This is a genomic window from Arenibacter arenosicollis (genome assembly GCF_014397245.1).
GTDB classification, from domain to species: domain Bacteria; phylum Bacteroidota; class Bacteroidia; order Flavobacteriales; family Flavobacteriaceae; genus Arenibacter; species Arenibacter arenosicollis.
This window is the reverse complement of record NZ_JACLHY010000008.1, coordinates 189048-201403: the sequence shown is the minus strand read 5'-3', so window position 1 is coordinate 201403 and position 12356 is coordinate 189048. Positions and strand designations below refer to the sequence as shown.

Sequence of the window (12356 nt, the reverse complement as noted above, 5' to 3'; positions counted from 1 at the left end):
CCTTTAATGCCAAAGTAAAGGCTTTTAGATCACAATTTAGGGGAGTCAGGAATACGGAATACTTCTTATATCGCTTGATTAAATTATATTCTTAAAATGGTAAAAACCCAGATTTTGGACATGATCCTTAATCCACCCCCACTATGTCAGAATTCTCTAAAAGAAGAGTAAAACTTGTATTTACCCTTTCATTAGTAACTACTGCTATAACCATAATTTGGTTTTTTCTTGCCAGAATCTTGGAAATGTACGAATTGAGTAATTATATTGGGGCAACGGCACCATTTTTTATCCTTTCCGCTATTATTTCCAAAAAGGGTAACCTTACTATGGCCCGTTTTATCTATATGGTCGCTTTTAATTTAAGCGTTACCTTAACCGCTTCCTTCATTGGCAAGGCCGGAAGTGTAGAATATATATTGATGTTTGCCATGGCATTGCCTTTTGTATTGTTTTCCTTTAGACGTGAAAAACTCTTCATCGCTATCTTTTCGGGGTTGTCAATGATATTTTGGTTTCTCTTGTATTTTACGGATTTCAACCTCTTTACAGATACACAAATGGATGCCGTTCAGGCAGGAAAGTATATTTATCCGATTTCCATTGCTACTACTATTTTATTGGTAACCTATCAATTAATCTATTTCTCTTGTATAAATGCTGAATTTTATTCGAAAATTCATAATCAGAGGGAGGTAGCCATTGAGGCTTCCAATGCCAAGTCCAGGTTTTTAAGTATGATGAGCCATGAAATAAGAACTCCCCTTAATGCCATCACCGGTCTCTCTCATATATTAGGGGATTCCAATCCGCGAGAGGATCAAAAGCAGAATATAGATGCTTTGAACTACTCGGGAAAAATACTTTTGAACTTGCTGAACAATGTATTGGATTTCAGTAAAATGGAATCTACAAAAATTGAACTAGATCCCATTCCAACGGATATTATGGCAGCAATGAAACAGATAAAAAAGATTCACGAGCCCAGTTGTTTGCGCAAGGGAATTACTTTTGAATTGGAAATTGATGAAGAACTTCCAATTGTTTGGTTAGATATTGTCCGTTTCAATCAGGTAATTAATAATCTCGTTACCAACGCTATTAAGTTTACCGACAAAGGCAGTGTGACCTTGAAAATTGTAAAGCAGGACGAAACTGATGGCAACGTAATTATTCGTACAGAAATCATAGATTCAGGAATTGGTATTGCTGAGGATCAACAAGAAAAAATATGGCAGGCATTTACTCAAGCATCCAGCAGTACAAATCGCTTATATGGCGGAACCGGACTTGGCCTACCAATTGTTAAAAGTATTGTTGAAACTATGGGTTCCACGGTTCAGGTTGAAAGTGAAATGGGAGTCGGAAGTCGCTTTTATTTTAATCTTGAATTGAAGTTGGCCTCGAATAAGGAGTTGGATCAAATCACCCAAAAAAAAGTACACGATCTAAAGGGCAAAAAAGTATTGTTGGTTGAAGATAATCAGATCAATGTTATGGTTGGGAAGCAAATATTGGAGAAGGCCAATTTAGTAGTAGATGTGGCTTATGACGGTCTTATTGCTGTAAATAAAGTGCGTGAAAATAATTATGATGCCCTTTTGATGGATATTCAGATGCCTGTAATGGATGGATATACCGCTTCCAGGGAAATTAGAAAATTTAACAGTACTGTGCCTATTCTAGCCTTATCGGCCTCGGTGTTTCAAGAGGTGAAGGAGAAAATGCTTGAAAGTGGTATGAACGGTTTTATTTTTAAACCTTTTGACCCAGTTGACCTGCTCAATAAAATAGAGGAGATTGTTGATAAATAGAATTTGATACTCTATATCGAAGTACAACTGAGGAATCAGTGACTTATAATTTAATAAACTTCTGGCCTAGCAGGATAGTAGCAGGCAACTTTCCGGTTATCGATTGATCAAGAATATATTCCGTGTCCTAAGGCCGAAAATCGTAGGTCATCAAATTTTCTTTTGTGTCAAGATTATTATTGATGTAATTGATCGGGGCAATGAGGGTGATGTAAATTGGAATAAATTTTAATAGACATCATAATGAAAACACAAGCATATTTAGCATTTGACGGAAATTGCCAAGAGGCACTTAATTTTTATGCAGACTCCTTAGGAGCAGAAATCAAGAACCGGCAGACTTATGCCGATAAGAAAATTGATGTTCCAGCCTCCTATCGAGACCGCTTACAACATGCAGAGCTTAAAGGTAAGGGCGTTCATTTTATGGCCTACGATGCCGCACCAGACACCCCTTTGACAGTAGGCACCAGAATTCACTTAAGTGTAGACCTCGATGATAAACACGAGGCCAAGGAGCTTTACGAGAAACTATCTGCAGGAGGTCGCATACACCACGAACTTAGAGAACGCGAATGGAATGCACTATTCGGTCGTTTTACCGATCGCTACGGTATAAATTGGATGATAAATTGTGACTTGAAATAATAGGGAAGCACTGGTTGGTTCCAACATCTGCAAAATAGAAATGAAAAGTTATATGGAAGAATGGTTTAAATTTTCATGGGAAGCCTTGGGTGCAATCCTTATCACTGCAGTTGGCATCTACGTTGTAGTCATCTTTATGACACGTATTTGTGGCAAGCGTAGTTTTTCAAAAATGTCCAGTTTTGATTTTGCCATGACAGTTGCTGTAGGTTCAATTATGGCTACTGCTATTCTATCAAAAACTGTAAGTCTTGCCGATGGCATTACGGGCATCGTTTCCGTTTATTTATTGCAGATAGGGGCAGCTTATGCAAGAAGAAACGATACCGTAAAAAAGGTAATGGATAATACGCCTTTATTGCTTATGGATGGCGAGAACATTCTTGAAGAAAATCTTCGAAAGGGTCGAGTGACCAAATCTGATCTACGGGCCAAATTGCGGGAGGCCAATGTAACGGAACTTTCGGAAATAAAGGCTGTAATTTTTGAGACCACTGGCGATATTTCGGTACTGCATAAACAACACGATAGGCCCGTTAATGGTTTTCTTCTGGACGATGTGGCCAGGTCATAGCATATAACTTATATTAAAGACATTTTTGGTTTGGTTGGTTAAAGGGTATTTCCGTTAGTATAATGGAAATATCCTTTTTTTTAGTACTTGCCAAAAGTGTTCAGCGAGGGCTCTTTAAGGACATAGTTGTTCCGCAAAAAAGCATGACAAACTTTAAGATTGCGTAGTAAATACGTTTATACCTACCTGAAAGTCGAATATAAAGGCCAAGCCTGCCTAATAAGTTAGTTCCCCCGAATACCTTTTCAGCAAGCTGGCCCGTATGGCTTCCTATGACTATAATTGCACGGAACTGGGTCCTTCCAATCTTATTTCTTTGGGCAAACCTAATCCTATAAAAAGACAATCCCTTACGGTTTTCCGCAAGGAATTAAAATTTGTGTCAGGAGCCTAAGCAACTCGGGGCCTAGGATTAAATTGTATTTCGTGTTTTGTACCCCGCTCAAGGAGTTTTTGTCTGGTGATGTTTTTGATGGAAATGGCGGTCGTGCTGGGATGAAACGAAGTAACCTACAGGGAGGCATTCAAGTTCCCTTGATTGTTCGATGGCCTGCAAGAATAGAAGCGGGAAGAACTAGTAACCGCCTTATTGCGAACTATGATTTATTGGCAACCCTTGCTGAAACCACTGGTTTTTCGCGGCCTTTTAACACTGACGGAATTTCATTTTATAATGAATTGATAAATCATAGGGAAGGAGAAGAGCATGAATTTGTGGTGTATTCGTCATATACCGGGCCGACCCTAATTTCTGATGAAGGTTGGAAGATTAGGACGGATCTAGAAAAGGGAGTATTTGAACTATTTTATCTGCCCGACGATTTTAAGGAGGAAAAAGATTTATCCAAACAACGTCCCAAAAAGAGAGAGGAACTCAAAAAGAAACTTTTATCTGCCTGTGAGGGAGATTTGCATAATGGTCTTTTCAGCAACCAAGGTAGCATACTTAAAGTACCAAATACGACGAAAAGGTAAAATATGTATTGAATGTTCGCTTTACTAGATACCGACTTGGGAGAAGAAAATAATCTTGCAAAAGATTATCCGGAGGTGGTAGCCGAGATGAAAAATATTTTTGAGGAAGCCAGGACGCCTTCTGAGGTGTTTACCTTCGATCAAGGTACTTATTTGAATATAGAATAAAGATTGTTAGTAGTTAAGTTAGTTTTTTAATTGCAAAGGGGCTTCTGTGTTTGGAAGCCCCTTTATGTTTTATAAAATTTGCCACGAACATTTTTTTGTTACAAGTACCAAGTTGGAGGCAGTACATGGGAATAAACTTTAAATTAATATTCTAAAATAATTCACAATGATAATTATGATAATAATCAGTTGTCATTGTATATTACTTCTGAAAACGAATTTTTCAATGATCAAACTAAATTCATACAATATGAAGCGATTAAAAACCGTCAGAAAAAAAATACCACTCCTGTTTTTTATCCCATTGTTCACCTTCTTGGGAAGCGCTCAAGACACAGTTAAAAAAGTTCGTGATAACCAAAGACCCAACATCATTTACATCCTGGCCGATGATCTGGGGTATGGTGATTTAAGTTGTTTTGGCCAAAAGAAATTTTCAACACCGAACATTGATAAGCCGGCTGAACAAGGTATGATTTTTACCCAGCATTATTCCGGGTCAACGGTCTGTGCTCCTTCCCGATCCGCATTGATGACGGGGCAGCATACGGGGCATACACCGATTAGGGGAAATAAGAAAGTGCCCTTGCCTTCCGAAAGTATAACAGTGGCAGAAATCTTAAAGGAAAAGGGCTATACTACAGGTGCCTTTGGCAAGTGGGGTATGGGATTGGTGGGGTCTCAAGGTGATCCATTAAGTCAAGGTTTTGATCATTTTTATGGCTATAACAATCAGTCATTGGCACATAATTATTATCCTTACTTTCTTTGGGACGATGAAGAAAAAATTATTTTGGAGGGGAACAAGGACAAAGCAACCGGAGATTATGCCCCCAACCTGATCCATAAAAAAGCGCTCGACTTTATCGACGAAAATAAAGACGTCCCTTTTTTTCTTTATTATCCCTCTATCATGCCCCATGCAGAACTTGTGGCACCTAGTTCTTATATGGACAAATATAAGGGGACATTAGAGCCAGAAAAACCATACAAGGGAGTTGATGAGGGTCCCAAATATAGAAAAGGCCCATACGGATCCCAAGAATTTCCACATGCCGCCTTTGTAGCCATGATAAACATATTGGATGACCAAGTGGGAGAAATTATTGAGAAGATAGAAAGGCTTGGCTTGACGGACAATACCATTATAATATTTACCTCGGATAACGGACCGCATCAAGAAGGAGGTGCGGACCCTGATTACTTTGACAGCAATTCCATTTACAGAGGGTACAAACGAGATCTGTACGAGGGTGGAATTCGTGTGCCCATGATCGCGAGTTGGCCTAATAAAATTGAAAGAAATACCAAATCGGACCATATTTCTGCATTTTGGGACGTCCTGCCTACCATCGCCGATCTTTTGGATATAAAAGTGGAATCGGAAATAGACGGAATATCTTTTTTGCCTACGCTGCTGGGTAAAAAGGACCAAAAGGAACATGATTATTTGTATTGGGAATTTCATGAACGCGGAGGTAGACAAGCCTTATTGGCTGGAAATTGGAAATTAATAAGGTATAACGTAAACGAAGCTGGAGATTATGAGCTCTATAACTTAGAGGAAGATCCAAGTGAAACTAGGAATGTTATTAAGGACTACCCCAAAAAGGCCAATGACCTCATAGAGGAATTAAATAAAAGTAGAACGCCTTCCAAGGAATTTCAATTTAAATAAACGCTTAGAGAGGCATTATGAAGAGATGTAATTTATTAATGGATGATCAGTCCCCTAAATATTTTAAAGCCAAATTTAATATCATTTTTGCCTGTGCTTTACTTGTTTGCCATTTTGCTTTTTCACAAATGAAGGAGGTAGTCAAGGTAGATATTTCTATTGATAAGGAATATCAGACCATTCACAACATCGCAGCTTCCGATGCATGGGCGGCCCAGTTTACGGGCTTATGGCCAGATTCTAAAAAGAACCAAATGGCCGATTGGTTGTTTAGTCTTGAAAACAATTCAGATGGGTCTCCAAAAGGAATTGGGCTATCGTCCTGGCGTTTTAATATTGGCGCAGGTAGTTCAGCCCAAGGAAGCGATAGCGGGATAAAAGATCCCTGGAGAAGGGCGGAGGGTTTTTTACAAGACAATGGGAGTTAGAATTGGCGAAAGCAAGCAGGGCAACAATGGTTCCTCCAGGCCGCAAAACAACGTGGCGTAGAACAATTTATAGCTTTTGTGAATAGTCCGCCCATTCAAATGACCAAGAACAATAAGGTGCATTCCGAGGACGGATTGGCGGCTAATTTATCCCAGGACAAGTATGTGGATTATGGGGTGTTCTTGGCAAATTTTCTTCACCATTTTAAAGATAGTCTAGCCATTGATTTTGACTACATAAGTCCGTACAACGAGCCACAATGGGAATGGAAAGGCGGGCAGGAAGGTTCCCCTTGGAACAATGATGAATTGGCAGACGCCACGATGGTAATCGATTCCGTTTTTATCCAGCAAAAAATAAATTCCAAAAATAGAGCTTACGGAGGCCGGGGCCATAGACTATTTAACAGGGGAAAAAGAAAAGCATCACAATAGGAGCAACCAAATTGAAACATTTTTCAATCCTGGGAGTCCCAACTATTTAGCCAATTTAAAATCGGTGGCCCCAAAGGTTGCTGCACATAGTTATTTTACAACTTGGGATATTCAAAAACTAAAAAGGGAAAGAGAGCGAATCGCCGAAAAGCTGCTTAAGTATCCTTCGTTGGAATATTGGATGAGCGAATACTGCATTTTGGAGAACAATGAGGAGATTAAAGGAAAAGGCCGGGATTTAGGTATGCAGACTGCACTTTATGTGGCCCGACTTATCCATGCCGATCTAACCATTGCCAATGCGAGTGCTTGGCATTGGTGGTTGGCCATGAGTCCCTACGATTTTAAGGACGGACTTATTTATGTGGACAAGGACACCGAGGATGGCAATTATTACGACTCCAAATTGCTATGGGCCTTGGGTAATTACTCTAGGTTTATTAGGCCCGGGGCTAAAAGGGTTTTTGTGGACTACGAGAACATTAACGAGGAAGGGAATTTAAGGAATGGGGTCTTAATATCAGCCTATAAAAACCAGGATAAAAGCATCGTGGTCGTGGTGGTAAACCAACAGGAAAAAGCCATCGATTTAAAGCTGAATATGGCATTTCCTGCAGAAACTAGGATGAATAGCTACATAACCAACGAATCCTTTAACCTCCACAAAATGGATCAAAACCTTTCAAAAAAGAACTCGATCGAGGTACTTGGAAAATCGGTGACAACTTTGGTGTTGGACGCCGTGGAATAATTATTAAGGATATAAGCCGGGAGACCTAAAACAGATTGGTTTTTACCGAATCGAAATAACTGGCGCTCACTGGAATGGCGACTTTTTCAATAAACAGATCCTTTCCCTTCAAGGCACTCACTTTTTTCTTATTTACGATATAGGACCGGTGTACCCTCATGAACAATTCCTTTGGCAGTTTTTTTTCCAAAGCCGTAAGGCTCTGGTTGCTCATAATTTTACCATCTGTGGTGTGATAAATGGCGTATTCGCTATCACTCTCAATATAAAGAATGGAATCATACCTCAGTTTATGCAGATCGTAACCTGATTTAACTATAATGGAATCTTCCGTGGCTTCCTGATCCGGGTTTGTTTTTATTTTGTTGACCGCCTTAAGAAATCGTTCAAATGTAATTGGTTTTAGAAGGTAGTCCACGGCATTAAGTTCATAACCTTCCAAGGCATATTCGGAGTAAGCAGTGGTAAAGATGATCTGTGTGGTATCCGGAATCATTTTTGCAAAATCGGTACCTTTAATTTCGGGCATTTGGATATCCAAGAATAGAAGATCTATTTTTTGTTCTTTTAAAACTTTAATGGCGTCCAAGGGATTTTCAAAATCGGCCATCAATTCCAAAAAATTTACTTTTCCAATATAGGTTTTGAGCAGGCTACGTGCCAGCTCCTCATCGTCTACAATTAAACATTTAATTGTCCCCATTCAAATCTATTTGTAGTTGTACTTTAAAAGAAGTTGCTTCTTTCTGAATTTTTAAGGTATGTTTTTTCGGATATAGTATATCCAATCTTTTCTTTACATTTTCTAGTCCTATTCCTCCAACCTTGTCTTGGTGCATTGGTTCTTTGGGAATGCTGTTTTCTATTTCAAAATTGATTTTTTTGTCGTCGGAAAAGATACTGATTTTTAAAAAGGCATCGGTAATCTTTTCCAAATTACCGTGCTTTAGGGCATTCTCAACAAAGGGAATGAATAGCATTGGCGCTACTTGTACAGCATCGTTTTTAATTTGAAAATCGGTTGTTATGGGATAGGTTTTACTGCTTTTAAGGACGTACATGGCCAAATAGTCCTTTATGTAATCGACCTCTTTTCTAATAGGTACAAAAGCTTGTTCACATTCGTACAGAACATATCGCAGCATATTGGACAAGGTACTTATGCCTTGTTGGGTCTTCTCCGAATTTGTTACGGATAGGGCATAGATATTATTTAGGGAGTTAAATAAAAAATGAGGGTTGATCTGTGATTTTAACAGTTTCAGTTCGGTCTGTAAATTTTCATTTTTATTGCGAATGGTTTCTTCTTCCTTCCTTTGGGCAAACAAAAATGTCTCCACAAAGGTGGCCAGCACATAGGCTATGGACAGTACCAAGAAATGGATCAAAAATTGAGGTGGTGCCTTTGGTCGCACGCCAGGTGGTGGACCTACTTCATGGGTTGGTGGACCTCCTCCTAGCAGTCCCATAGAAGTATTGGAAATAAGGGTTGCACAGAAAACTATCAATATCAAAGAAACGATTGCAAAAAGAACATACTTTTTTTTAAACAAAAGAGCAGGAGCTGTATAATATATCAATACGGCAACAACTACAATTTGCAATATAAATGGTGGTGTATTCCGTTGAAGAAAGAGTACATCATCGGTCATGAGCAACCAAGCCATGAGCCATACGCTGAGCCATAGCAAGATGTGAAAGAGAAATCGTTTTGTTCGGTCCATGATACAAATAAACGGAAATATTTTTCATGCCAGTGCGAAAATGGTGCTTGTATACCCACCTAAATGTAACGTTCACAGTTGTTAATGCGGCATTGGCTTAAAACTTCCTTTGGTTCGCTGAATGGATCCATTTAGCGTTCAACCATTGCCCATCTTTGTAGTCCAAATAGTGAATTCTAAAAACAATAACAATGAAAAAAATGATAGTAAAATCAGTAGTATTAACAGCAATGGTAACCGTATTTTTTAGCGCTAATGTTAACGCACAACAACCTCAGGGCGGGCAGGGTCAAAAAGAGCCACCATCTGTTGACGAAATTTTCGAGCAAATGGATAAGGACGAGGACGGAAAACTTTCTAAGAAGGAAGTAAAGGGACCTATAAAAAATGATTTCTCGAAAATAGATACCAATGAAGATGGCTACATCACCAAAGAGGAATTAGAAAAAGCTCCCAAGCCCAAAGGGCGGAAACGTGAGTAGGACATGTGCCCAATAGTTAAATTCTAAAACAAAAACATGAAAAATTTAATTCCACTTTTATTTGTAAGCAGCATGCTTTTCATTTCCTGCAATAGTTGCAGTAATGACAGCACCGATGTTAGTGACGGAACCAATGATAACGATACTGTAGATGAGACTACGGTTGTAAATGTTGATGCGTCCCTATTCCTGACAAGTAATGGATCCGTTACCGTTACAACGGTACCCTGTACTCTTTCGGATGGCACCTCAACCGACTGTTATCAGATTGTAGCTACCAGCACACCTGCAGACCATGAAATGGGACCATGGTGTCCAGACAATATATCTGATGATGCATCGGCAGGTGGAATTTGGCTGGAAAATGGAGAAGTGTATGATGTAGATGGAGCCTTTATTGAAAACATGGCTAATTTTTATAACGATAGCACATGGAAAATGTATGACGCCAATGGGGATATATATACCACTGAAACGGAAGATGATTGTGCCAATGCCGCCAACCCGAATGTAGGTGAAGAGTACGAAAATTTTTGTGTGGAATGTTTACCCTCCTATGTTACAGATTTAACACAGACGTATTTAATTCCAATTACGCCAGTTAAGCAATCGGCTTCTACGGATTTTGGTGGATTTGGCCCTCCAGGGATGGGTGGGAACGGACCTTCCCAAAGGGGTGTAGCTTTTAATGGGGTTGTTTTTGATGCTCCGGCACCTACAGACGCCATTTTAGGGGCCTATACTTTAGCGCCTTTTGATGATGCAGGAGGACATATAAATTTAAATGCCGGGTACCATTATCACGCCGCTACAGGTGTATCTACCCAATTAACGCAAGATGATGGGCATTCGGCTATGATCGGTTATGCCATGGATGGGTTTGGCCTATATGCACAATTGGATGCCAATGGGGAAGAACCTACGGATTTGGATGATTGTAGAGGACATACGGATGAGACAAGAGGGTATCACTATCATGTAGCGGCTCCCGGAACAAATAGCTTTATTAATTGTTTAAACGGAGCTTACGCTAATTAATATTAATTGAGAAGGATAAAGTCTAGGCATAACTAATTAGGCTTGATCTTTTATCTAAAAGTTAGGATTATGTATAGAAGGATTCTCATCATTTGCTTACTATTTACGGCTATGACGGTTAAGGCCCATCAGGCAGATGTTTCCACCACAATGCTGGTGGAAAAACAGGACAACAGTTGGGTGTTGCAGATCAGTGCATCCTTAACCGCCTTTCAGCATGAGATTCGAACTCATTTCGCCGATACACCTTATCAAACTCCAGAAGAGTTTCAGAAAATGATATTGGAACATATTAAAAACAATCTCCATTTAAGTTTCAATGGAATTGGGGATATTTCTTTCAGTAATGGTGTGGTTATACTAGGTCATGAAACCAAAGTTGTCTTCGAGGTCTTCGGAATACCTTCAGAAATAAATTCGGTATTGGTTAAAAATAGCGCCTTTAAGGACATTCATAAAAACCAGAGTGCCCTATTTCTTTTTAAAGAAGGATTTAGCAAGGAACAATTTGTTTTAAATGAGGCCAATGATCACACCCTGGCGTTAGAGGTTAGCGGTAATAAGTTTGTGGAAGCAGGCCATAATGAGGCAAGTATTTTTTCGTCAAGTACAGCATTTGTTTTGTTGGGGGTTTCCGCTATAGTTGTTTTGGGTCTGAGTGTTCTGGGGTTAGGATTTTTATTCAAGAAATTCAAAAGGCGTAAAGAAATTCCTTAACCATAATTCGCTGATTTCTTTTCGCTGAACTAAACGAGTCGTTCGCTTAAAGATTGAGGCCGTACATGGATTTGAAGATTTTGATGTCTCCTATTAAACGAGCTTTGTCCTTGTGTAAGTGCTAATAAACTAAAATTATTATAAATAAATTGATATGAAAAAAGAATTAAAAGTGAATAAAGGTATCATGGCAATAGCAATGGGCTTAGCCTTGCTATTAACTACTCTAATTGCCTGTAGTGCGGATAGTGCTACTGATGAGGATACTGAAGAAACTGTTGTGACCGAATTGCATGCTGCATTTTCAGCATTCAATTCCGATGCCACCACTATTTATTTGGATGGGTCCAATGTAGTAATAGAAACTACCGGTTTGCCCAACCATGAGTCGGTCTATTGGGGAGAAGGAAATTCCCTATATAAGGAGGAACCCGATGTGGATAGAACACCAAGCATCATGTCCAGTAATAACAATGCTACTACAATTACTGTGGATGCAACTCCCAATTTAACGGGGAGTACGGTTTCTACACAGCTGAACACTATAGGAATCGCGGTAAGCGGGGCCTCTATTTTTAATGATCAAGAAGGAGGTGGCCCATTAAACCAAGCAGCGGCTAGTTTGGACTGGACGGGTGCCCATATAGGTCCTGGAGTTTACCATTATCACTTGGAGCCCAAAGCCTTCACCGATGATGATGAGAATCTAGTAGGGATACTCTTAGACGGGGTTTTTCTTTATGGAAGACAATGTAGTTCCACAGGAACATATCCTACAGATCTGGATTCTTCCGGAGGCCATACCACTGCTACGCAATATACAGATGGAGTAGAGGAATATCACTATCACATCATCAATGAATTATATTCAACAACAGGATCTTATTTGGCTTTTGCCGGTCCATATCAGGGATACTAAAAAAA

General features: G+C 39.5%; 13 protein-coding genes and 1 pseudogene. 12 read left to right on the top strand and 2 right to left on the bottom strand.

The features are described 5' to 3' along the window. Positions 1–143: 143 nt before the first annotated feature. The 8 genes and pseudogenes from H4O18_RS10450 to H4O18_RS22465 all read left to right on the top strand — a co-directional run bounded on the left by H4O18_RS10450 (position 144) and on the right by H4O18_RS22465 (position 7471). Entirely contained in the window at positions 144–1814 is a 1671-nt protein-coding gene (locus tag H4O18_RS10450; protein WP_246474194.1) for a response regulator, read from the top strand. A 243-nt stretch (positions 1815–2057) separates the two neighbouring features. Next, entirely contained in the window at positions 2058–2462 is a 405-nt protein-coding gene (locus H4O18_RS10445; protein WP_187584242.1) for a VOC family protein, read from the top strand. Positions 2463–2502: 40 nt separating this feature from the next. Continuing rightward, a complete protein-coding gene (locus H4O18_RS10440; RefSeq protein WP_425489133.1) occupies positions 2503–3036 on the top strand; it encodes a DUF421 domain-containing protein in 534 nt (177 codons plus the stop codon). Positions 3037–3462: 426 nt separating this feature from the next. Next, on the top strand, positions 3463–4011 hold the full coding sequence (locus H4O18_RS10435) for a sulfatase/phosphatase domain-containing protein (protein ID WP_222942392.1): 549 nt from the start codon (positions 3463–3465) through the stop codon (positions 4009–4011). Positions 4012–4023: 12 nt separating this feature from the next. Then, on the top strand, positions 4024–4179 hold the full coding sequence (locus H4O18_RS10430; RefSeq protein WP_187584240.1) for a hypothetical protein: 156 nt from the start codon (positions 4024–4026) through the stop codon (positions 4177–4179). 250 nt (positions 4180–4429) lie between these two features. Then, complete coding sequence (locus H4O18_RS10425) at positions 4430–5857, top strand: arylsulfatase (RefSeq protein ID WP_187584238.1); 1428 nt, start codon at positions 4430–4432, stop codon at positions 5855–5857. A gap of 17 nt (positions 5858–5874) precedes the next feature. Next, a pseudogene (locus H4O18_RS22185) lies at positions 5875–6720 on the top strand (glycoside hydrolase). Beyond that, complete coding sequence (locus tag H4O18_RS22465; protein ID WP_343065444.1) at positions 6647–7471, top strand: glycoside hydrolase; 825 nt, start codon at positions 6647–6649, stop codon at positions 7469–7471. Before H4O18_RS22185 ends, H4O18_RS22465 begins: the two are co-directional and overlap by 74 nt. Before the next feature lie 25 nt (positions 7472–7496). Here H4O18_RS22465 and H4O18_RS10405 read toward each other — a convergent pair whose 3' ends face one another. After that, entirely contained in the window at positions 7497–8174 is a 678-nt protein-coding gene (locus tag H4O18_RS10405) for a LytR/AlgR family response regulator transcription factor (RefSeq protein ID WP_187584232.1), read from the bottom strand. Continuing rightward, entirely contained in the window at positions 8161–9195 is a 1035-nt protein-coding gene (locus H4O18_RS10400) for a sensor histidine kinase (protein WP_187584230.1), read from the bottom strand. Before H4O18_RS10400 ends, H4O18_RS10405 begins: the two co-directional genes overlap by 14 nt. Positions 9196–9386: 191 nt before the next feature. Between H4O18_RS10400 and H4O18_RS10395 the strand changes: the two genes are divergently transcribed. From H4O18_RS10395 to H4O18_RS10380, 4 genes are all read left to right on the top strand, one after another. After that, entirely contained in the window at positions 9387–9677 is a 291-nt protein-coding gene (locus tag H4O18_RS10395) for an EF-hand domain-containing protein (protein ID WP_187584228.1), read from the top strand. A gap of 36 nt (positions 9678–9713) precedes the next feature. After that, positions 9714–10715, top strand: coding sequence for a YHYH protein (locus H4O18_RS10390; protein WP_187584226.1), 1002 nt, complete (start codon positions 9714–9716; stop codon positions 10713–10715). A 69-nt stretch (positions 10716–10784) separates the two neighbouring features. Beyond that, the gene (locus H4O18_RS10385) at positions 10785–11432 is read left to right on the top strand and encodes a hypothetical protein (RefSeq protein ID WP_187584224.1); all 648 of its coding nucleotides are present in this window, start codon (positions 10785–10787) and stop codon (positions 11430–11432) included. A gap of 154 nt (positions 11433–11586) precedes the next feature. After that, positions 11587–12351, top strand: coding sequence for a YHYH protein (locus H4O18_RS10380; protein WP_187584222.1), 765 nt, complete (start codon positions 11587–11589; stop codon positions 12349–12351). Positions 12352–12356: the final 5 nt, after the last annotated feature.